This is a genomic window from Halomicrobium sp. HM KBTZ05 (assembly GCF_041530035.1).
Taxonomy (GTDB): Archaea; Halobacteriota; Halobacteria; order Halobacteriales; family Haloarculaceae; genus Halomicrobium.
The window spans coordinates 2,061,105-2,080,087 of record NZ_CP168057.1 but is presented as its reverse complement, the minus strand read 5'-3'; the positions used below and the strand labels follow the sequence as shown (position 1 = coordinate 2,080,087).

22 protein-coding genes, 1 tRNA gene and 1 other RNA gene are annotated in these 18,983 nt (G+C 66.4%); 16 read left to right on the top strand and 8 right to left on the bottom strand.

From position 1 onward, the window contains the following. Positions 1 to 39: 39 nt before the first annotated feature. Both ACAH01_RS10815 and ACAH01_RS10810 read right to left on the bottom strand, forming a co-directional pair. The gene (locus ACAH01_RS10815) at positions 40 to 1,143 is read right to left on the bottom strand and encodes a glycosyltransferase (protein WP_208628133.1); all 1,104 of its coding nucleotides are present in this window, start codon (positions 1,141 to 1,143) and stop codon (positions 40 to 42) included. A gap of 35 nt (positions 1,144 to 1,178) precedes the next feature. After that, positions 1,179 to 2,258, bottom strand: a complete 1,080-nt coding sequence (locus tag ACAH01_RS10810; RefSeq protein WP_372479180.1) for a glycosyltransferase family 4 protein — start codon at positions 2,256 to 2,258, stop codon at positions 1,179 to 1,181. 83 nt (positions 2,259 to 2,341) lie between these two features. Here ACAH01_RS10810 and ACAH01_RS10805 point away from each other — a divergent pair, with 83 nt between their 5' ends. The 3 genes from ACAH01_RS10805 to ACAH01_RS10795 all read left to right on the top strand — a co-directional run bounded on the left by ACAH01_RS10805 (position 2,342) and on the right by ACAH01_RS10795 (position 3,859). Beyond that, a complete protein-coding gene (locus tag ACAH01_RS10805) occupies positions 2,342 to 2,632 on the top strand; it encodes a ribonuclease P protein component 4 (RefSeq protein WP_153553137.1) in 291 nt (96 codons plus the stop codon). A 73-nt stretch (positions 2,633 to 2,705) separates the two neighbouring features. After that, on the top strand, positions 2,706 to 2,954 hold the full coding sequence (locus ACAH01_RS10800; protein WP_153553138.1) for a YhbY family RNA-binding protein: 249 nt from the start codon (positions 2,706 to 2,708) through the stop codon (positions 2,952 to 2,954). Next, on the top strand, positions 2,951 to 3,859 hold the full coding sequence (locus ACAH01_RS10795) for a mechanosensitive ion channel family protein (RefSeq protein ID WP_372479179.1): 909 nt from the start codon (positions 2,951 to 2,953) through the stop codon (positions 3,857 to 3,859). The genes ACAH01_RS10800 and ACAH01_RS10795 overlap by 4 nt, the downstream gene beginning before the upstream one ends. 162 nt (positions 3,860 to 4,021) lie before the next feature. Here ACAH01_RS10795 and ffs read toward each other — a convergent pair. Continuing rightward, positions 4,022 to 4,332, bottom strand: an RNA gene (ffs, locus tag ACAH01_RS10790) — signal recognition particle sRNA. Between the two features lie 73 nt (positions 4,333 to 4,405). After that, complete coding sequence (locus ACAH01_RS10785; protein WP_372479178.1) at positions 4,406 to 4,819, bottom strand: hypothetical protein; 414 nt, start codon at positions 4,817 to 4,819, stop codon at positions 4,406 to 4,408. Between the two features lie 118 nt (positions 4,820 to 4,937). Between ACAH01_RS10785 and ACAH01_RS10780 the strand changes: the two genes are divergently transcribed. Beyond that, the gene (locus ACAH01_RS10780; RefSeq protein WP_372479177.1) at positions 4,938 to 5,285 is read left to right on the top strand and encodes a DUF5798 family protein; all 348 of its coding nucleotides are present in this window, start codon (positions 4,938 to 4,940) and stop codon (positions 5,283 to 5,285) included. A gap of 21 nt (positions 5,286 to 5,306) precedes the next feature. Here ACAH01_RS10780 and ACAH01_RS10775 read toward each other — a convergent pair whose 3' ends face one another. Further along, positions 5,307 to 5,714: a CoA-binding protein gene (locus tag ACAH01_RS10775; protein ID WP_170094014.1), complete on the bottom strand. Its 408-nt coding sequence runs from the start codon at positions 5,712 to 5,714 to the stop codon at positions 5,307 to 5,309. 78 nt (positions 5,715 to 5,792) lie between these two features. Further along, entirely contained in the window at positions 5,793 to 6,422 is a 630-nt protein-coding gene (locus ACAH01_RS10770; protein ID WP_170094015.1) for an ATPase domain-containing protein, read from the bottom strand. Between the two features lie 174 nt (positions 6,423 to 6,596). Here ACAH01_RS10770 and ACAH01_RS10765 point away from each other — a divergent pair. The 12 genes from ACAH01_RS10765 to ACAH01_RS10710 all read left to right on the top strand — a co-directional run bounded on the left by ACAH01_RS10765 (position 6,597) and on the right by ACAH01_RS10710 (position 16,382). After that, a tRNA-Arg gene (locus tag ACAH01_RS10765) sits at positions 6,597 to 6,671 on the top strand. Positions 6,672 to 7,147: 476 nt separating this feature from the next. Further along, positions 7,148 to 7,429, top strand: coding sequence for a hypothetical protein (locus ACAH01_RS10760; protein WP_208628127.1), 282 nt, complete (start codon positions 7,148 to 7,150; stop codon positions 7,427 to 7,429). 2 nt (positions 7,430 to 7,431) lie between these two features. Next, positions 7,432 to 9,006 (top strand): methyl-accepting chemotaxis protein, encoded by a 1,575-nt coding sequence (locus ACAH01_RS10755; RefSeq protein WP_372479176.1) that lies wholly within the window; start codon positions 7,432 to 7,434, stop codon positions 9,004 to 9,006. 147 nt (positions 9,007 to 9,153) lie between these two features. After that, positions 9,154 to 10,164: a HEAT repeat domain-containing protein gene (locus tag ACAH01_RS10750; protein ID WP_372479175.1), complete on the top strand. Its 1,011-nt coding sequence runs from the start codon at positions 9,154 to 9,156 to the stop codon at positions 10,162 to 10,164. Positions 10,165 to 10,220: 56 nt separating this feature from the next. Next, complete coding sequence (locus ACAH01_RS10745; RefSeq protein WP_372479174.1) at positions 10,221 to 11,411, top strand: ABC transporter substrate-binding protein; 1,191 nt, start codon at positions 10,221 to 10,223, stop codon at positions 11,409 to 11,411. A 2-nt stretch (positions 11,412 to 11,413) separates the two neighbouring features. Then, complete coding sequence (locus ACAH01_RS10740) at positions 11,414 to 12,340, top strand: NAD(P)/FAD-dependent oxidoreductase (protein WP_372479173.1); 927 nt, start codon at positions 11,414 to 11,416, stop codon at positions 12,338 to 12,340. Positions 12,341 to 12,347: 7 nt separating this feature from the next. After that, the gene (locus tag ACAH01_RS10735; RefSeq protein WP_372479172.1) at positions 12,348 to 13,256 is read left to right on the top strand and encodes a hypothetical protein; all 909 of its coding nucleotides are present in this window, start codon (positions 12,348 to 12,350) and stop codon (positions 13,254 to 13,256) included. Between the two features lie 196 nt (positions 13,257 to 13,452). After that, positions 13,453 to 13,728 (top strand): oxidoreductase, encoded by a 276-nt coding sequence (locus ACAH01_RS10730; protein ID WP_240936958.1) that lies wholly within the window; start codon positions 13,453 to 13,455, stop codon positions 13,726 to 13,728. 90 nt (positions 13,729 to 13,818) lie between these two features. Then, a complete protein-coding gene (locus ACAH01_RS10725; protein ID WP_170094023.1) occupies positions 13,819 to 14,055 on the top strand; it encodes a DUF2249 domain-containing protein in 237 nt (78 codons plus the stop codon). 175 nt (positions 14,056 to 14,230) lie between these two features. Next, complete coding sequence (locus ACAH01_RS10720) at positions 14,231 to 14,611, top strand: putative zinc-binding protein (RefSeq protein WP_372479171.1); 381 nt, start codon at positions 14,231 to 14,233, stop codon at positions 14,609 to 14,611. A gap of 94 nt (positions 14,612 to 14,705) precedes the next feature. Beyond that, positions 14,706 to 15,416: an endonuclease III gene (gene nth, locus ACAH01_RS10715; protein WP_208628120.1), complete on the top strand. Its 711-nt coding sequence runs from the start codon at positions 14,706 to 14,708 to the stop codon at positions 15,414 to 15,416. A gap of 78 nt (positions 15,417 to 15,494) precedes the next feature. Continuing rightward, on the top strand, positions 15,495 to 16,382 hold the full coding sequence (locus tag ACAH01_RS10710; RefSeq protein WP_240936959.1) for a universal stress protein: 888 nt from the start codon (positions 15,495 to 15,497) through the stop codon (positions 16,380 to 16,382). Between the two features lie 23 nt (positions 16,383 to 16,405). Here ACAH01_RS10710 and ACAH01_RS10705 read toward each other — a convergent pair whose 3' ends face one another. Together ACAH01_RS10705 and ACAH01_RS10700 are read right to left on the bottom strand one after the other, a co-directional pair. Further along, entirely contained in the window at positions 16,406 to 17,449 is a 1,044-nt protein-coding gene (locus ACAH01_RS10705) for an NAD(P)/FAD-dependent oxidoreductase (RefSeq protein WP_372479169.1), read from the bottom strand. 193 nt (positions 17,450 to 17,642) lie between these two features. Further along, on the bottom strand, positions 17,643 to 18,926 hold the full coding sequence (locus ACAH01_RS10700) for a carboxylate--amine ligase (protein WP_372479168.1): 1,284 nt from the start codon (positions 18,924 to 18,926) through the stop codon (positions 17,643 to 17,645). Positions 18,927 to 18,983 lie beyond the last annotated feature (57 nt).

Below are 18,983 nucleotides of genomic sequence, written 5' to 3'. Positions count from 1 at the left end.
CCCGGCGAGAGAACCGTGAGCGTTCCGACGACGAGCGTGTCAGCTGACCTGTTCGTAGATGTCCGCCAGTCGTTCTACGGAGTGCTCGACGCTCGTCTCCTCGCGGCGGTCCAGGCAGCGCTCTCGGAGCCGCTCGGACTCGTCGAGCGCCCGCTCGATCCCGTCGCGGAAGGCGTCGGTGTCGCCCTCGGGGTACTTGTAGCCGGTGACGCCGTCGTCGATCGTGCCACTCAGCGCGCCGCTGTCGACCCCGACGACCGGCGTCCCACAGGCGTTTGCCTCCAGTGCGACCAGTCCCTGGGTCTCGACCGGGCTGGGGAACGCGAACACGTCGAGCGCGGCGTACAGCTCGGGCAGCTCCGCTCGGTCGAGGAACCCCAGGAAGTGGGCATCGACGGCTGCCGCCTCGGCCGTCGCTTCGAGGTCCTCGCGGGCGGGCCCGTCGCCGCCGAAGACCAGCGTCACGTCCAGTCCCTCTGCGGCGGCGACGATGTCGTCGAGGCACTTCTCGTAGCCGTGCCTCCCGGTGTATCCCACCAGCGGGCCGTCTGGGAGGTCGTGGCGCTCGCGAAACGCCGCCGTCTCACTCGGCGCGAAGAAGTCGGTGTCGACGCCGTTGGCGAGCACTTCCACCGTCGTCGAGACGCCGACGGTCTCGCGGAGGTGTCGAGCGGTCCGTTCGCTGGGCGTGATGACGACGTCGGCACCGTTCAGGAACCACCGCTCGTAGCGCGTCGCGCAGTTGCGAATCAGTCGCTCGATGGTGCCGTTGAGTGAGACGTACTCGGCGTACTCGCTGGTCGGTGTGTGGTAAGACGCCACCAGGGGCGCGTCGTTGCTCCGGGCGAAGCGCTTTGCGGCCAGCCCGAGACTGAACGGGGTGTGTGCGTGGACCACGTCGGCCGCCTCGACGGCCGTCGGGATCTGCGGTGCCGCGACGCGAAACCCCTCGTAGAACGGGAACGGGAGGCTCGACACCGGGTGTTCCCCGGCCGTCGCCTGGTGTTCGCTCCGGGGATAGATCACGTCCATCTCGCTGTCGCGGCGGCTCCACTGCTCGCGCCAGGTCTTGACAGTGTAGGTGACGCCGTTGACCGTCGGGAGATATGTGTCGGTGAACGCAGCCACGCGCGGCAGTGCCATCGGCGACGTTTGATCGACCACGCCTTAAACCGTTGCTATCTCTCGCCGACAGCCTCGGGCACGTTCCCGTCGAGGACCTGCCCGTAGATGTCCGTCAGCTGTTCGCCGACCCGGTCGAGTCCGTGCTCGCGAGCGGTCGCTTTCGCGTTCTCGCCCAGCCGTTCCCGGAGGTCGGGGTTCGCTTCCAGCCGTTCGAGCGCGTCGACGAACTCCCGTTCGGACGAGCAGATCAGGCAGTCGTGGCCGTCCTCGTAGTACTCTGCGAAGGCCGGGATGTCCGAAATCACGCAGGCTTTCCCGCAGGCCATCGCTTCGAGCACGACGATCCCCTGGTTCTCGACCTTCGCGGGGAACATGAACACGTCGCCGGCCCCGTAGGCCCCGCGGATGTCGTCGACCCATCCCGAGAACGTGACGTTGTCCGGTGGATCTCCGGTCCACTTGCGCACCGCCGCGGACGCGCTCGGCCCGGTCTCGTAGGTGCCGAACCAGGTGAAGTCGTAGTCGGTCCGCTGGGCGACCCGACAGAAGGTCGAGAGCCCTTTGCGCTCGAAGACGTTGCCGACGGCGAAGACACTCATCCCGTCGATGTCGTAGCGCTCGCGGTACTCCTCGCGGTACTCCTCGTACCCCCTCAGCCGGTCGAGGTCGATCCCGTTCGTGATCGGCCGGATCGGCGCGTCGATCGGATACGACTGCAACACCCCTCTCGTGTACTCGCTGGGACACAGCACGAGGTCGGCCTGCGAGTAGAACCACTTGAGGTACTTCCCCAGGACCGGCGCGACGACGTTGGCCCCGCGGAAGCTGTCCCGGAAGTCCTCGCGAGTGACGTGCGAGTGGAGGATCACCGGCGTGTCGGTCCGCTGGGCGTGCTTGATCGTCGCGGCCGTTCCCGGCCCGATCATGTTGCAGTGGACGAGATCCACGTCGGTGAACGCGCGCCCGCCGGTGAGCTTCGACCGGACGGCGTCGACCGGGTGGTCACCCTCCCACGGCGAGGTAACGACCTCGACGTCTCTGTCGGCGAGCGCCGCTCGCTGGTGCTCGACCGACGTACCGATCCCGCTGCGGTCCAGCCAGCCCGCGACCTCCAGGTAGTTCAGCGTGCGCACAGCGATCTGTCCTCCAGTATCCGACAAAAGGCTGTCGGTCCGATACGAAACGTATTCCCGTCGGGTCGGCGGAGGTGTGGTCGATGACGCCCGGTGAGTCAGAGATCGCTCGCGAGCGGATTCGACGGCTCCACGACCTCGCTCGCGAGGCGGCCGGCGACGGCAACGACGAGCGTGCCCGCGAGTACGTTCGCCGCGCTCGCCGCGTCGCCGAGCGCAACCGTCTCGGGCTCCCGCGGCGGTTCAAGCGGTTCACCTGTGACGCCTGCGACGCCTACCTCCGTCCGAGCGTCAACGCGCGGGTCCGCCTCCAGGACGGCCACGTCGTCGTCACCTGCGACTGTGGGACCCAGGCACGCTATCCCTACGAGTGACGGCCGATTGCCTGCGTTCTCGTTCGGCCCGTTGGCCAAGTGTTTAAGTCCTCAACAGTAAAATCGGGACAGTATGAGTAACAAAGACCGCCGACAGCGGATTCACGAACTCGACGCCACGCTCCGTGTCGGCAAGCAAGGTATCGATCCGGTCGCCGACGAACTCTCGAACCAGCTCGACGACCGCGACCTCGTGAAAGTGAAGTTCCTCCGGTCTGCGCTGGGCGGGACGACGACCGAGGACGAGGCCGACGAACTCGCCGACCTCGCCGGTGGGACCGTCGTCCAGACGAGGGGTCACACCGCCGTGTTCGAACGATGACGCAGGGGACGCCGGTCGTCGACGACGACCCGACGCCACTGGCCCAGCTCCTCGCCGACTTTGGGGTCCCCTACGCGGAGTCGATCGGCCAGGCCATGACCTTCGTGGTCGTCTTCCTCGTGATCTACCTGTTCGGCCGCGCCGTGATCCTCCCGGTGGTCAACCGCGCGCTCAAAGCGCGGGACCTCGACGCCCACGCCCGCAAGCCGCTGAAGAAGATCGTCAGCATCGCCGTCGTCTTCGTCGGGATCTCCGTGGCGTTCGGCATGGCCGACTACGGCGACTTCCTCCAGTCGCTGGCGACGATCGCTGCCGCCGCGACGCTGGCGATCGGCTTCGCGATGCAGGACGTGCTCTCGAACTTCGTGGCGGGCATCTTCATCTTCACCGACAAACCGTTCCGCATCGGCGACTGGATCGAGTGGGACGACCACGCCGGTGTCGTCGAGGACATCTCGTTGCGTGTCACCCGTATCCGGACCTTCGACAACGAGCTGTTGACGGTGCCCAACTCCCAGTTGACCGACGACGTCATCAAGAACCCCGTCGCCAAGGAGCAACTGCGCCTGAAGTTCGTCTTCGGCATCGGCTACGACGACGACATCGACAGAGCGACCGAGATCATCCTCGAAGAGGCCGACGAGCACGAGGGCATCCTCGCCGACCCCGAACCGTCGGTGCGCCTGATCGAACTGGGCGACTCCTCCGTGGGACTCCAGTCTCGCATCTGGATCGCGAACCCCTCGCGGGCCGACTTCGTCAAGATCCGCGGCGAGTACGTCAAAGCCGTCAAGCAACGCTTCGACGAGGCAGGCATCGACATCCCCTACCCGAACCGCACCATCGGCGGCGGTCTCGAACTGGCCAACGTCGACGGCCTCGTGGAACCGACCGACGACGACTGACCACCGTTCCATCCGTTCGTCTTCGCAGTCTCTCGTCGTCGCAGTGATGAACGTTTAACTGCGCCGGCTGTTCGAGTTCGACGAATAGCGCCACTGACTGCACTTTTTGGCACGTAGTGCGCCCAGCGCACCCGCTGTGGAAGGGAGAACGGCGTATGAATGGGATGGACAGCGAGATTGCCCGGCGTTCGGGCGCAGGTAGTCCCGTTTGCCTCCTCCACCCCGCGATCCGACGAGCGACAGGTGTACGAGGGTCCGCTGCTCACTTCCGTGCCTGGCGGAGTGCCCTCGTCTAACCACAGGCGAACGCCCCTGCAGGCGCAGCCGTGTGGACCGCTGTCCCCGTTGGACGAGGCTTCGACGTTAGCTCACGGGGCCTGCGTCCGGCAGACCGGACGCCCCCGAGTTCGGTCCCCGCTCAAGACCGTAGTGCGGGCGAGGAGGGGGGCCTAACCCCTCGACCTAGTCCACTCGGAAATCCGCCGCCACAACTTAAGGACCTTTCGGAAAGACGGGACGGCGTGGTGGTCGTCGCCACGCGGTCGGCTAGATGAGCCGCTGGGTGCGTGCGTACCACGCTGCGGCGGCGGTGACACAGAGCGCGGTGACCACGAGCGCCCCGCGGTGATACCCCAGCACGTCTGCCGTCGTGAGCTGTGTCACCATGCTCTGGGGAACCGTAATGGCCCAGACCGCAGCCAGGACCGTCATGAACAGACCCAGGACGAGCGTCGCCCCGGCGACCAGATCGGGTGGCGACCGGCCCTGTCGACCCGCGGCGAAGACGATGATCGCCACGCTCGCGAAGAGGCCGACGACGAGCGGACTGATGGCCCCGGCGGCGAAGTACGTGCCCACGGCGCTGCTCTGCTCGACGACCGCGTACGGTGCCGCGAGGACCGCGAGGACGGCCAGCGATGCGACGATGCCGACGGTCGGTGCGAGCCGCAACTGCTCCATACTCGGTGGTGGATCTCCCCCGGTCTTATACTGTCGGTTCGTGGCAGGCGCGGCTTCTTTCCACACGTGGTGTCCGGGAGCCGAAAGGGCCACAAGGGTGACTCACGATAGCTCGGCCATGGGACTCGGAAGCACGGCCAAGAAGGTCCAGAAGCTCGCGGATCTGGCCGAGAAGATGTACAAGCGGATCAACCACATGGTCGAGCAGCTTCAGGACCTTCGGGGGACGGTCGACGAGACGGGGGCACGCGTCGAGGAGATCGAACGGGAGCTCGAACAGCACCGCACGCTGCTGGAGGCGATCGCCGAGGAGCACGACATCGACGTCGACAGCGCCGTCACCGACGCCGTCATTCAGGACGCCGAGGGAGCGGACCCGAGCGGCGACGCGGCATCGCCGGACGACCCGGACACTGCCGGAGCGCCGTCGGAGACGACCGAAGACGCCGACGGACAGAGCCCCTAGCTGGACCGTCGTGTCACGGATTCACCGCAGCCGCTCGTGCTCGACTTTGAGACACCGATCCTGGACGACCTGTAGCCCCGCGTTCTCGGCTCGCTTCGCGGCGTCGTCGTCACGGATTCCCAGCTGGGTCCACAGCACGCGCACGTCCTCGCGGTCGAGCGTCTCGTCGACGATACCGGCCACCTCCTCGCTCGGCCGGAACACGTCGACGATGTCGATCGTCGCTTCCACGTCGGACAGCGAATCGGACGCACGTTCTCCGAGGATCTCGTCGGCGAAGGGGTTGACCGGAACGATACGGTAGCCCTGCGATTGCAGGTAGGCCGGCACGTCGTGGGCCGCTTTCCCGCTCGTCGTCGAACAGCCGACGACGGCGATCGTGTCGTAGTCGAGGATCTCCCGGAGCGTGTCGTCAGAGTCGACGGGCATACGGACACCTACCGGCGGCGTCGGCAAAAGCGTGCTGTCGATCCCGTCGGCGTGCCTCCGCTGCCAGCGGTGGCTGTCCTACGGGTTCGCCGACTCGGCCTCGGTCGGGAGATCGACCGCGACGATGCCGCTCTCGTCGAGTTCGACCGTGCCGTCGAACAACTGCTCGATCGTGTGCAGCGTCTGTTCGTCGTGAGCGGTGGACTCGATGACGTGGACGCCGACCGCGTCGACGTCGTCGACACGGCTCGTGATCGCGTGCATGAACTCGAAGACCGTCTGTAGCGTCGCGTACATCAGCAGCGTCGACAGCGAATCGACCATCACGCGGTTGCGCTCTCGGCCGAGGTCGCCGTAGAAGTACTCGATGAAGTTCGAGAACCCCAGCCCGATCCCCGTCATGTCGACCGGCGACGTCGCGTACTTGACCGTCAGCGTGTCGGTCGTCGACCGCCCGACGTGCTCGGTGACACAGTCGACGATCCCGATCGCTCGCGCTTCGTCCTCGTCGTCGAACCCGAACTGCCTGGCGACCCGGCGGGCGCTGTCACGCGTCGTGATCACGATCGCTCCCTGGTCGGCGTCGAGCCCGTGGGCGAGAATCTGACGAGCCAGGCGGCGCTTTCCCGTCAACGGCGGCCCCTTCACGAGGATGTTCGTCCCCGGTGCAACCATCCGTCCGTCCAGTTGTTCCCCCAGATCGTACATCGTAGTCGTCCGTGTGCGACGCTAGCCAGGCGTGCACAGATACGGTACACCATGCTTCCCGTTCAACAGTTATTGCTTTTCGGGATTCGGCAGCAATCGTGGGACGCGAACACGTAACCCGGTGCCCGCGAACCGGGGGGTTTAAACCGGGACGCCCTCATAGCAATCAGTACAGGGCGCTTAGCTCAGCCTGGACAGAGTACGTGGCTTCGGACCACGTTGCCGGGGGTTCAAATCCCTCAGCGCTCGTGATCTTGTGACGAGCAGATACGAGAAACAAACCACGTACAGCTGAGGGTTTGAGCAGGCGAGACGAGCGAAGCGAGTCTCGACGTGGTTCAAATCCCTCAGTGCTCGTCGCTTTTCGCGAACGGACGTGAGTGAAAGCGGAGCGACTGGTCATTTGAGCGGCGGACACGGTAAGTCTCGTCGAGGTTCGAATCTCTCGGTGTTCCTGATCTTTTCGACGAGCGAAGCTGATACTGCCGGCTGTCATTTCGTGAGGATCTTCGCCACTCCGGGGTGGCGAAATCGTTCACAGATGTACAGCTGGTAGTATGAGAGAGTCACACCGAATGTATCGATCGTCCGCTGTGAGCGTGTCCCTCACAGACCGACAAATGCCACACAGTAACATTGTCCATACACCGAAAAATAGCGGCCATTATTATCGAAGCTGAATATTTGGCCCCGATACTTTTATCCGGATAGACGTAGCCAGTGGTATGGTCGACATTTCGGTGTTCGCTCCGATGGAAGTCGTCGGGCTCCTGGTTGCGGTTATCGGGCTGATCCCCGTCCTCACTCAGTACAGAGAGGAGACACGCTGGTTCACGGCCGGGTACTGTCTGCTCGTCGTCGGAATGGTGGCGACGAACCTCGAAGCGGTCGTCCTCGGCGAGGTGCTGAACTTCGTCGAGCACGGGATCGGTATCGGCGTCGCGGGCCTCACCTTCTTCGCGGCGGCGTACCTTCGGCGAAAGAACCGGATCGAAACGGGGAGCTAACCATGGTCGGAATCGCACCTATCTTCGACGGACTCGGCGCACTCGGATTCGTCGGTGCGACGGTACTGGGCTGGCTCAACTACCGTGACACCGACGCCGAATCTGCCTTCTGGCTGACGTTCAGCTTCGCGTCGACGCTGGGGACCGTCTGGACGGTCAGCCTCATGTTCGAGAAGGCGGGCATCTACGAGGAGGTGTTCAACCTCGCGACCGGTCCGTTGATGACGTCGACGGTCGCGGTCTTCGCGATCGGCGGGACGGCGACGCTCTCGCTCGTCACGGAGATGCAGGAACTGGTCGAATCGGCCGAAGCCAAACAGCGGGAGGCCGAGCAAGCGAAAGAGCAGGCGAACGAGCAGCGCGAGCAAGCCAAAGACGCACAGCGTGAGGCCGAACGCGCTCGCGAGGAGATCGAAGAGCGGGAAGCGGAACTCGAAGAGTTGACTGCGGACCTCGAAGCGAAAGCCGGTTCCTACGCGGAAACGATGGAACGGGCAGCAGCCGGTGATCTGACGGTTCGGATGGACCCGGACAGCCAGAGCGACGCGATGGCCAAGATCGGTGCGGCGTTCAACGCGATGATGGACGATCTCGAATCGGTGGTCGCCGACATTCAATCGTTCGCAGACCGAGTCGACACCGAGAGTTCGGAGGTCACTGCCGGCGCGTCGGAGATCCGATCTGCCAGCGCGGAAGTCGCCGAGAGCACCGAGGACATCTCCGCCGGGACCGAAAAACAGAGCGACAAGGTCAACGCAGCGAGTGCAGAGATGAGTGATCTCTCCGCGACGATCGAAGAGATCGCCTCGTCTTCACAGGAAGTCGCCAGCCAGTCACAGCAGGCGGCGGAACTCGGTCAGGACGGCGAGCAGGCGGCCGCCGAGGCGGTCGAGAAGATGGCGTCGCTGGAGTCTCGAACCAACGAGACCGTCGCAGAGGTCACGGATCTCCAGGAGGCAGTCGAGCGGATCGAAGAGGTCGTGAAGCTGATCAACGACATCGCAGAGCAGACGAACATGCTCGCGCTCAACGCCTCTATCGAAGCAGCCAGAGCCGGCGAAGCAGGGGAAGGGTTCGCCGTCGTGGCATCAGAGATCAAGTCACTGGCCGGTGAGACGGCCGACGCGACACAGGAAGTCGAGTCGCTGATCGAGGGGATCGAAGACTCGGCCGACAGCGTCGCAGCCGACATCTACGACACACAGTCGGAAGTCGAAGAGAGTCGCCAGACGATCGACCAGACGGCAGACAAACTGAACGAGATCGTCACGCAGGTCGAGGAGGCGAACACCGCCATCCAGTCGATCAGTGAGGCGACCGACCAACAGGCCGACTCCGGGCAGGAGGTCGTCTCGATGCTCGACGAGGTCACGTCGATCAGCGACCAGACGGCCGACAAAGCACAGGCCGTGTCGGCAGCGACAGAAGAGCAGACCGCCACGATTCAGGAAATCGCGACCAGCGCTGACTCGCTGTCGGACAGCGCCGAGCAGCTCCAGTCGATGGTCTCACAGTTCGACGTGACACAGCGCCAGGATCGGTCGGCCGAGGGGAGCGAACCGGTGACGACTGACTGATCGATTTCGTCGGGTGCCGGCCACGGCAGGGACCTGCCCGACGCCGACTCGCCGTGTTCTCCGCCTGCTCTTTCCGACCCGTTCCCCGACGGATCGAACGCAAGCGCTTTCAGTCGGTCCCGTGATGTCGCTCTCACGACCATTGAGATGGTGGACCGAACCGAACCACCGGAGCCGGCACGGCTCGTCGAGATCGTCGAAACGGAACCAGTCGACCGGGTGCGGGACGCACTGACGGCACTCGCTGCCGCCCCCCCGTCCGTTCGGAAGGACGCGGTACAGGCGCTCGGCGACCTCGCGGACGACGCTCCGTCGCGTTTCGACGGGCTGGCTCCCGTCGTCGCCTCGTTTCTCACAGACGAGGAACGCGCGATACGGCTCACGACCGCGAAGCTGTTCGTCGCCGTCGCCGAGGCCGACCCCGACGCCGTTCTCGGTTCCGTCGACGCCCTCGGTGCTCGCCTCGGCGACGAGGACGAGTTCTACTACGTCCGTGCTCGTTCGGCCGAAGCGCTGGGGTACGTCGCTCTCGAACACCCCGACGCCGTCGCAGCGCCCTCGGTGCTCGCCGATCTGCGCGTCGGCCTCGCGTTCGACGAGCCCGAGGTCACGGCGAAACTCGCCAAGGCGCTGGCGTTCGTCGCGCTCGGCGACCCCGACCGACTCCGGCACCTCGTCGAACACCTCGGCGACCACCTCGACGCCGAGAGCGAACTCGTCAGGTACCACGTCTGTACGGCGCTGGTCGCGACCGGCTGCGAGCACCCGGAGCGCCTGACCGACGTTCGGGGGGCGCTCGCTGCGCGCCTGGACGACCCGAACCCCTACGTCCGGGGTCGTGCGGCGGAAGCGTTCGGCACCGCCGGGGCCGACGTGTTCGAAGACTACCCGACCGCTCGACTGCGGGCACTGACCGACGACGAGGAGTCGTTCGTCACAGAGCGTGGAGCGTTCGCGCTCGCGGCCGAGCGTGGCCGATCAGGCGATCGGCGCTCGGAGGAAAGCGATCTCGGAACGATCGCGTCGCTTCGCCGGACGACCGATTCGGTGATCGAGGAGTTGACGACCGCCGACGCCGTCGACGACTGTCCCCACTGTGGGGCTGCACTGCCCGAGTCGGGGCCGCCGATGTGTCCCCAGTGTGGCGCGCCGCGGTAGTTTCGGCTCGCCTAAAATCCACAACGCATATATGTCTTTTAGGCGAGCCAAATCCTATGGCGCGCAACTCGAACGACGCGAACAGTGCGACCCGACGAGAGTACGTGTTGTCCGGTGGTTCGCTGGTGCTCGCTGGCCTGGTCGCAGGCTGTAGCGGTACCAGCAGCGATCGGTCGACCGAGACAGCCACCCAGACGGACGCACAAACCGAGTCGAGCGACGGGGACGCGTACTCCGTCTCGATGGCCCCCGCTGGCGAAGTGACCTTCGACGCCGTCCCGGAGACGTGGGTTCCCTACGGCGGCGACTTCGCCGACATGGGCGTCGCGCTGGGCCAGGCCGACGGGATGGTCGGGATCGGGCAGTCCGGCGAGTATCACACTGGCGTCTACGACGAGCTCCCTGGCGTCAGTGTCGACTTCGAGCGGATCGCCGCCAACGATCTCGTCGAGGCCGACATGTCCAGGGAACTGTTCTACGAACTCGACAGCGACGTCCACGTCATCGACACGGGCATGCTGCGAAACTGGTTCGACTGGAGCGACGACGACATCGCCGAAATCCGGGAGAACGTCGGCCCGTTCTTCGGAAACATGATCTTCCGGCGGTCCGACGAGTGGCACGACTACCGGTACTACACGCTCTATCAGGCCTTCGAGAAGATGGCCGCGATGTTCCAGGAGCGGGCCCGTTTCGAGGCCTTCGAGACGCTCCACGATGAGTTCCTGGCCGAGCTCCAGTCTCAGCTGCCGCCGGCAGACGAGCGTCCGAGCGTCTTTCTCACCTACGAGGGAACGGACGAGCCGGAGACGTTCTCGCCGTACCGACTCAACGACGACGGCACGAGCAAGAAGCAGTGGAACGACCTCGGTGTCAGCGACGCACTCGCCGGAACGGGTGTCGAGAACCTGAGTACCGAGAACCGGGGCGAACTCGACTACGAGAACCTGCTCACGATCGATCCGGACGTGTTGCTGATTCGCGGCCACGAGGAGAAGTCGGCGACCGAGTTCCGCGAGACCGTCCTGGGCTTCCTCCGTGAACATCCCGTCGGCGGGAAACTGACGGCGGTCGAGAACGGTCGCGTCTACCGCGGTGGGCCGCTCCGACAGGGCCCGATTCAGAATCTGTTCCTCACCGAGCGGGCCGCCAAGCAACTGTACCCGGAGACGTTCGGGCGCGTCACCGACGATGCGGAGCTCTTCGACCGCCAGCGGGTCGCAGACATCGTCACCGGAGAGTTCTGACGATGGGCGAGACGACGCCTGCGAACGGAGCGACCGACCACGAGGTCGTGATCGTCGGCGGCGGCCCCGCGGGCTGTTCGGCCGGCGTGTTTACCGCCCGGTACGGCCTCGATACGGTCGTGTTCGACCGTGGACGGTCGTCGCTCCGGCGGTGCGCTCACCTCGAAAACTACCTCGGCTTCCCCGCCGGCATCGACATCGAGACGCTCTACGAGCTGTGCCACGACCACGTCCGAGCGGCCGGCTGTGAGCTCCGTGCGGACCTCGTCGAGTCGGTCCAGCGCCGTGACGACGGCGGCTTCATCGTGGCACTCCAGTCCGGCGACCCGGTCACGACCGACCGAGTCGTCGCTGCGACGCGGTACGGCGGGGAGTATCTCCTGTCGCTGGACGAGGCGGCGATGGTGACGACCCGCGAGCACGACGGCGAGGTCCACGAGACCTTCGACGACTCCTATCCCGCGGCGGACGGGACGACGCCGATCGACGGGCTGTACGTCGCCTCGCCCTCCGAGGCGTCCCGGCAGGCGATCGTCGCTGCTGGACGGGGCGCGCGGACGGCGCTGAGCGTCGTCGAGGACGTTCGACGCGACCGCGGCGTTCCCGAGCCGGTGGTCGACCACTACGACTGGGTCCGTCGGCGCGCGGAACTCGACGAGGAGTGGGACGATCGGGACCGGTGGCGCGAGTGGTTCGCCCAGCAGCTTCCGGACGACCTCGACCCCGAATCGCCGGCACTGGCGTCCGTTCGCGAGTCCGAGATCGACCGGGTGTTCGAGAGCTACGTCGACGAGTCCGAGATCGAGCGACGGCGCGAACGCGGCCAGGAACGCCTCCTCGATCACGTCGACGACGATCTGATCGTCGAACGGGCCCGCGCCATCGAGGACCGAACCACGGCAGCACACGTCGACGACAACCCACGGTGAGAGACAGATGATCGGGACGACACTCGCAGAGCTTCGAGAACGCGTGGAACGACTCGCCACGGACGACGGCTCGTACCGCGTCGTCTGTGGTCGGACTGGCGAGCGACCGGTCCCCGTCGCGACACTACGCTTCGACAGTCGCTCGACGGCCCGCCTCGCGGTCCGTGCGACCGAACAGTACCGGAGCACGCTTCGCACGTACGATCCCCGGACGCCGCGATACGACCTGATCGTCTGCGAGGAGTCGGACCCGTTCGGCGACCGGGCGCTTTCTGGGGGTCCGCGTCCGGACACCGACGCCGCGGTGTCGCCGGTGTCCGACGACCGCGATTCGAACGAGGGCAAGCAACGGCGCATCGAGTTCTGTCACCGGGTCGCCGCCGCCGTCTTCGAGGCGCTGTCCGACGGCCCGTACGACGATCTGGAGACCGCCGTCGTGGACGCGTACTTCGAACTCGCAGAGACCGTCGACGACCCGGACGACCTCTGTCTGTGCTTGCTGGAGTCACTCGCCGCCGAGTTCGACGCGCGACTGAGCCCCGACCAGCAGGCGGCACTGTTGACCGACGCGGCGTCGCAACTGACCCCCGTCGATCGGAGCGGGCAGCCGGTCGCCACGGCACTGGCGGCGCTCCAGCGTCGCGGCCTCGTCGGGGAGTTCAGCTGTCGCTCGACGTCGATCGACCGGGCGAACCGACGACGGACCGTCCAGGTGACTCTCTCTGCGTACGCACTGTCGGTCCGAGACGGTCGACTGCCGGTGCTCCCGGTGGCGGTCGAGCTGTCGCGCCACCAGCCCGAGTGGTCACTGTCGGGGTTCCGCGTCGTCGACGCGGAGCGTGGCTGGCGTCTCGTCGTCGAACTCGGCGGCAGCGAGCCGATGTCGCTCTCGACCGTGCCAGTCCAGTCGCCGTAGCGTCCCGGACGGTCACCCGCTCCGCATCGACTGCGATCTGGCGTCGTTCTCAGTCGGCAGGAACGCCACGCTCGCTTGAAGGGATCTCACACGGTAGTTACACGTAGATAGGTCGGCGTCCCCGTTGTGCCCCACAGGACGCAGAAACGCAGCAGCCAAACCCACACCAATGTTACCGAACGCCACTACCACGGTCATGGTCATCGTCCTCGTGATCAGCACGGTCGTCTTCGGCGGGCTCATCGCGTATCTCGCACACCGCGCCGCCCGCCGATCACACTCCCGGCCGATGCAGTTGTTCAGCGTCGGGTTCGCCATTCTGACGGCCGGCCTGGCGACCAGCGGCGTGCTCGCAGTGCTCTTTCGGCTCGACGCGAAGGAGGGACTGCTGATTCAGGGCGTGTTCGTCCTCGTCGGTCTCGGTGTCCTCCTCCGGTCGATCTACATGCGCCGCCCGAACGTCGGCGTCTGATGCCGTCGCCCGTCGCTGGCGACGCCCGACCTCGGGCGAACGAACGTCATCGGGTGAAGCTATAGCCCCGTTCACACCCTACAGTCACCTATGGCCCACGAGTACCAGACGGACGCCGACAGACGCCTCGACGCCCGCGAGATCGACGGCGAACCGTTCGCCGACATCATGAATGCGATCGAGTCGCTACCCGCGGACGAGACACTGCTGCTCGTGAACAGTTTCGAACCCGTACCGCTGTACGACGTCCTCGAAGAACGCGGCTTCGAATACACGCCCCACAATCCGTCGTCGGATCTGTGGGAGATAGAGATAACACCTGCATAAACGTTCTGTCTAGTTCGAGGGCTGCGGACTACTCTCTTCTTTATAGACAGCTGTCTGATTTCCTATTTATATTGGCCACATTTGGCAGTCTATTCTCCTCGCTACCGTCGGCCCGACTCGGAGACGAAGCCGTTCGGGACAACCACTTCCTCGAACGGCACAAATTGTCCGACCGATGACCGAAGACTACGACGACCTGCCGCTGGTGTACTCGTGCTCTGGGTGTTCGAGTGCGGCCCAGATGGCCAACGACCTCGCCGTGCGACTCGACCGCGAGCGCGTGGCGGAGATGTCCTGCATCGCGGGCGTGGGTGCAGACGTCGACCCGCTCGTGGAGACGGCGATCGCCGGGCGACCGATGGTCGTGATCGACGGCTGTCCGCTGGAGTGTGCGCGCAACAGCCTCGAACGCCACGACGTGACTCCCGACCGTCACGTCAACCTCGCCAAACGCGGCGTGGCCAAAGAGTACCACACGGACTACGACGACGATCAGGCCGAGCGGCTGTTCGAAGACCTCCGCGCGACGGTCGAAGAACTCACCACGACGGCCTGAGCTACTGGCCAGCAGTGTCGAGTGCGCTTCGAGCCCGGCCGGTGCTCTGCCTCGATCCCGGTGCGTTGAAGCCGTCCCAGTCCTGGGTCCCGATATGCAGAGTCCCGAAGAGTGGACGGCGGCGGACGTACGCGAGTTGCACGACGACCTCGTCTCGCTGTACGAACCGGTCGCACAGACCGAGGCACACGGTGCCGACGCCGACGCGGAGCCGGGCGAGGGCGTCCGACAGCTGGTGACGACGATCCTCTCGCAGAACGTCGCCGACGAGAACACGCGGCGGGCCTCGGAGTCGCTGTTCGAAACCTACGACGACTTCGCGGCCATCGAAGCGGCCGACCACGACGAGCTGGCCGAGACGATCCGCGTCGCCGGCCTCCCGGACCAGAAGGCGGCCCGCATCCAGCGTGCGCTGGCGGCGATCCGCGAGGAGACCGGCGGGGCCTACTCGCTTGCCTTCCTCGACGCGCTGGCGACAGCGGAGGCGAAGGCGTGGCTCACGGACATCAAAGGGGTGGGTCCCAAGACCGCCAGCGTCGTGCTGAACTTCCACTTCGGGAAGCCGACGATGGCCGTCGACACGCACGTCGAGCGCGTGTCCAAGCGATTCGGGCTCGTCCCCGAGGACGCGAGCAACGAGCGCGCCCACGACGTGCTTGACGCGGTCGTGCCGGACGAACTCACGTATCCGCTCCACGTCCTGCTCATCCGCCACGGGCGCACGCACTGCTCGGCACGGAACCCGGACTGTGACAACCCGGTCTGTGAGCGGTACTGCGACTGTGAGGGCTGTGGGAGCGACTGACGGCCGTCGCCTCTCGACCGCCGGGAACAGGGGTCGCCGTTTATGACGTGTGGGTGTGTCTGTCGGAGTGGGAACACTATGTACGACACCGTTCTGGTCCCGACAGACGGCAGCGACCACGCGGAACGGGCCGGTGCCCACGCCGCGTTCCTCGCGCGGGCGTTCGACGCGTCGATCCACCTCCTTAACGTCGTCGACCTCCAGGCAGCGGCCGGCCCGATGAACGCCGGTGGCGTCGACGAGGCCTACGTCGAGCGACTCGAATCCGAGGGCGAGGCGACGATCGGGGCGCTCGAACCGGTCGTCGACGGCCTCTCGGTCGAGACGGCCGTCGTCCGGGGACGGCCCAGCGAGGCGATCCTCGACTACGCCGCGGAACACGACGTGGATCTGCTGGCGATGGGGACCCACGGCCGGACCGGTCTCGAACGGTACATCGCCGGGAGCGTCGTCGAACACGTCGTTCGTCACGCGACCGTCCCGGTCCTGACGACCCGGGCGGTCGAGACCAGCACCGTCGACGACGGCTACGACGAGATCGTGATCCCGACCGACGGGAGCGAGCCGTCGACGGCGGCGGTCGAGCACGGTCTGGCCATCGCCGAGCGGGCCGACGCCCGTGTCCACGCGATCAACGTCGTCAACGTCGCGACGCTGGCTTCGGGCCCGGACCACACCGCACCGACGGAACTGCTAGAGGAACTCACTGCCCGTGGCGAGCGCGTCACCGAGGAGATCGCGACGGCCGCGGCCGAGCGCGGGCTCGACGCCACGACGACGGTCCGCGAGGGATTCCCGGCCCGGGACATCCTCGACTACGTCGAAGCGAACGACGCCGATCTGGTCGCCATGGGGACGGCGGGGCGAAGCGGCCTGAACCGCTTCCTCCTGGGCAGCACCACCGAGCGCGTCGTCCGCCACTCCCCGGTGCCGGTCTGTGCGGTCAACGCTCGGGACACGGAGTAAGCACCGACCCGCCCGACGCTCGATCACAGGGCGTAGGCGAGGCGTTCGCCCACGTCCAGACCGTTGCGCAGCGCCGCGTGGAGCCGTGCCTCTCCGGCGACCCAGTCGCCGACCGGATAGAGCCCGTGCTCGTTGGCCGAGGCGACCGGGCCCGACTGGACGCCCGCGTCCGGGAGCGCGTAGCGCCACCCCTGGTGGTCGGTCCAGTCCGGCTCTGTGAGTCGGTCGTCGCCGACGACGGCCGCGGTCAGTTCGGCCAGCTCGGCGACGTTGTCGGCCGGATCGGCGTCGTAGTTGTCGACCGACCACTCTGGGCTGGCCTGGACGACGAGCAGACTCTCCCCGTCGGGGACGTGGCCGCGCTTGCACTCCTCGCGAGCGATCCAGCCCACGTCGTGGTCGTCGTCGGTGTTGATGAGCGCGTAGTAGGGCCGGTCGAGTTCGAAATCGTAGTGCAGCACGGCCGTCCAGATCGTCCGGTAGGACACGTCTTTCGCGGCTGCGGCCAGCCGTCCACGCACGGGGTGGTCCCACTCCGCGTCGTCGAGCAGCGCCGCGGTCTGGGGTGCCGGCGGGTTCAGCGCCAGCGCGTCGAAGGGGCCCCACTGTCGGCCGTCGGCGTCCGTCAGCTCCCACTGGTCGGTCTCCGTGAGCCGGCGAACGGCCTCGACCCGCGTCCGGCGGTGGACGGTCGCGTCGGTCTCGGCGAACAACCGCTTCGCGATCTGGGTGAGGCCGGACTCGTAGCTCCACCGTTGTTCGTCGGTGTCTCGTCCCTCGGAGACCGTTCCGTCCCCGTCGAAGGTGTCAATCGGCTCGGTCACGTCGACCCGTCCCGCCTCGCCCAGCGTCTCGCGGACGAGGTCCGCGACGCGCTCGTCGTCGGACTTCAGGTAGTTCGCGCCGTAGTCGTAGGTCAGTGAGCCGTGCCGCCGGGTCGCGGCCCGCCCGCAGACGCCGCCGGACTTTTCGAGGACCGTCAGATCCGCCGACGGGTGGGCTCCGTCGACCACGTAACTGAGTGCCGCTGCGCCAGCGCCCGCGCCGACCACGCCAACATCGACCATACGGGTAGCAGGGCCACCAGGCAGATAAAACGGCGACCAACACAGTTGGATCGGTCGCGTTCGCGGCGGCATCGCGACGCCCGATCCGGCCGAAACCGGTGGTAGGATCGGCTTATACTGCCGGCTGTAACTTCGTGAAGATCTTCGCCACCTCGGGGTGGCGAAATCGTTCACAGATTTACAGCCGGTAGTATTACTCGCGTACGAACAGCCGCTGTACGGCGGTGACGAGCCGGGAGGCGGAGTTAGACTCGCTGTGGCCGTCCGCGCTCGTGTCCCCAGTCACCTGCCTGACCGTGTTGCGAACGTCGCGGACGAACGGGCCGGGATCGTCGGTCGAGAGGTAGTCGAAGCGGGGCTGCCCGAGTAGCGACGCCGCGATCTCGCCGGCACGGACCGGGAACGAGGGGCGTTCGACCAGCGGGTACTCCTCGGTCAGGACGCTGTGGAGGTGCAGCGCTTCGCCCCGGAGGAGGTGCCCCCCGATCCCGACCTCGTAGTCGGGTGGGCCGTCGATGGGGCGATCCGTCGCCTGCGCCCAGGCGAGCAGGGGGAAGTCGACGCCGGCCTGAACCGTGAAGGGCAGCGACGACCAGAACCGGGGGTTGATCTCCATCAGCTTGAACGCCCCCGTACGCGGGTCTCGCAGGAACTCCACCATGGCGACGCCGTGCCAGTCGAGTTCGTCCAGCAGCGCCCGCCCGGCCCGCTCCAGGGCCGGGATGTCGACGGACTCGCGGAACGCGCTCGGGCCGCCACAGTACTTCCACCCGCGACGCTGGCGGTGCTGAAACGTCGCGACGGGGCTGCCGTGGTCGTACTGGGCGAAGAAGCCGTACTCCTCGATCGTCGGGACGTACTCCTGGACCAGGGGCACGTGGCCCATCTCCTCGACGATCGCCTCGCCGTCGGGTCGCTCGCCCGGTTCGAGGTACGTGGTCGAACTCCACTGTGTCTCGGGGTCGGCGAAGCGGTCGGCGTACTCGGGCGCGCGGAAGGTGTAGCGTGGCTTGACGATGCACTCTGCTTCCCAGTCGCTCCACTCAGAGAGCGTCCGCGTCCGGGGCGTGGCGACGCCGGCCCGGTCGGCGGCCTCGAACAGCGCCACCCGATCTTGCACCTGTCGCAGGGTCCCAAGCGTCGGCCACGGCGTCCCGACGTGCTCGCGAAACTGGTCGCGGTTGCGCGCCAGAGCGTACACGTCCGGTTCGCGAAACGGGAGGATCGTCGCCACGTCGTCGCGTCGGGCCAGTTCCAGCAGCGCCGTCTCGTAGCCCGGAAAGTCCACCGCCGGATCGGGGACGGTGACCGATTCCTCGCAGTACGCCGACGCGGCGGCCGGTGGGGTGTCGTGCTCGGAGGCGACGATCGCCGGGATCGATCGACGACCGAGCGACCGGACCGCCGCGGTGCTGCTTGCCGTATCGATTCCGGGCACGACCACGCCCTCCCGGCGACCGTCTCGCGTACCTGCCATACGCCACCCGTCGGTGGCCTGTAGTTTTGTTACGGAGTTCCTGTCGGCGCGGGCAGA

What these genes read in the sequence shown, in the direction of transcription:
- ACAH01_RS10755 (WP_372479176.1), top strand. Translation starts at nt 7,432, where the DNA reads ATGGTCGGAATCGCACCTATCTTCGACGGACTCGGCGCACTCGGATTC.
- ACAH01_RS10720 (WP_372479171.1), top strand. Translation starts at nt 14,231, where the DNA reads ATGACCGAAGACTACGACGACCTGCCGCTGGTGTACTCGTGCTCTGGG.
- ACAH01_RS10785 (WP_372479178.1), bottom strand. Translation starts at nt 4,819, where the DNA reads ATGGAGCAGTTGCGGCTCGCACCGACCGTCGGCATCGTCGCATCGCTG.
- ACAH01_RS10815 (WP_208628133.1), bottom strand. Translation starts at nt 1,143, where the DNA reads ATGGCACTGCCGCGCGTGGCTGCGTTCACCGACACATATCTCCCGACG.
- ACAH01_RS10725 (WP_170094023.1), top strand. Translation starts at nt 13,819, where the DNA reads ATGGCCCACGAGTACCAGACGGACGCCGACAGACGCCTCGACGCCCGC.
- ACAH01_RS10800 (WP_153553138.1), top strand. Translation starts at nt 2,706, where the DNA reads ATGAGTAACAAAGACCGCCGACAGCGGATTCACGAACTCGACGCCACG.
- ACAH01_RS10775 (WP_170094014.1), bottom strand. Translation starts at nt 5,714, where the DNA reads ATGCCCGTCGACTCTGACGACACGCTCCGGGAGATCCTCGACTACGAC.
- ACAH01_RS10805 (WP_153553137.1), top strand. Translation starts at nt 2,342, where the DNA reads ATGACGCCCGGTGAGTCAGAGATCGCTCGCGAGCGGATTCGACGGCTC.
- ACAH01_RS10760 (WP_208628127.1), top strand. Translation starts at nt 7,148, where the DNA reads ATGGTCGACATTTCGGTGTTCGCTCCGATGGAAGTCGTCGGGCTCCTG.
- ACAH01_RS10780 (WP_372479177.1), top strand. Translation starts at nt 4,938, where the DNA reads ATGGGACTCGGAAGCACGGCCAAGAAGGTCCAGAAGCTCGCGGATCTG.
- ACAH01_RS10740 (WP_372479173.1), top strand. Translation starts at nt 11,414, where the DNA reads ATGGGCGAGACGACGCCTGCGAACGGAGCGACCGACCACGAGGTCGTG.
- ACAH01_RS10750 (WP_372479175.1), top strand. Translation starts at nt 9,154, where the DNA reads ATGGTGGACCGAACCGAACCACCGGAGCCGGCACGGCTCGTCGAGATC.
- ACAH01_RS10710 (WP_240936959.1), top strand. Translation starts at nt 15,495, where the DNA reads ATGTACGACACCGTTCTGGTCCCGACAGACGGCAGCGACCACGCGGAA.
- ACAH01_RS10700 (WP_372479168.1), bottom strand. Translation starts at nt 18,926, where the DNA reads ATGGCAGGTACGCGAGACGGTCGCCGGGAGGGCGTGGTCGTGCCCGGA.
- ACAH01_RS10745 (WP_372479174.1), top strand. Translation starts at nt 10,221, where the DNA reads ATGGCGCGCAACTCGAACGACGCGAACAGTGCGACCCGACGAGAGTAC.
- ACAH01_RS10735 (WP_372479172.1), top strand. Translation starts at nt 12,348, where the DNA reads ATGATCGGGACGACACTCGCAGAGCTTCGAGAACGCGTGGAACGACTC.
- ACAH01_RS10770 (WP_170094015.1), bottom strand. Translation starts at nt 6,422, where the DNA reads ATGTACGATCTGGGGGAACAACTGGACGGACGGATGGTTGCACCGGGG.
- ACAH01_RS10795 (WP_372479179.1), top strand. Translation starts at nt 2,951, where the DNA reads ATGACGCAGGGGACGCCGGTCGTCGACGACGACCCGACGCCACTGGCC.
- nth (WP_208628120.1), top strand. Translation starts at nt 14,706, where the DNA reads ATGCAGAGTCCCGAAGAGTGGACGGCGGCGGACGTACGCGAGTTGCAC.
- ACAH01_RS10730 (WP_240936958.1), top strand. Translation starts at nt 13,453, where the DNA reads ATGGTCATCGTCCTCGTGATCAGCACGGTCGTCTTCGGCGGGCTCATC.
- ACAH01_RS10705 (WP_372479169.1), bottom strand. Translation starts at nt 17,449, where the DNA reads ATGGTCGATGTTGGCGTGGTCGGCGCGGGCGCTGGCGCAGCGGCACTC.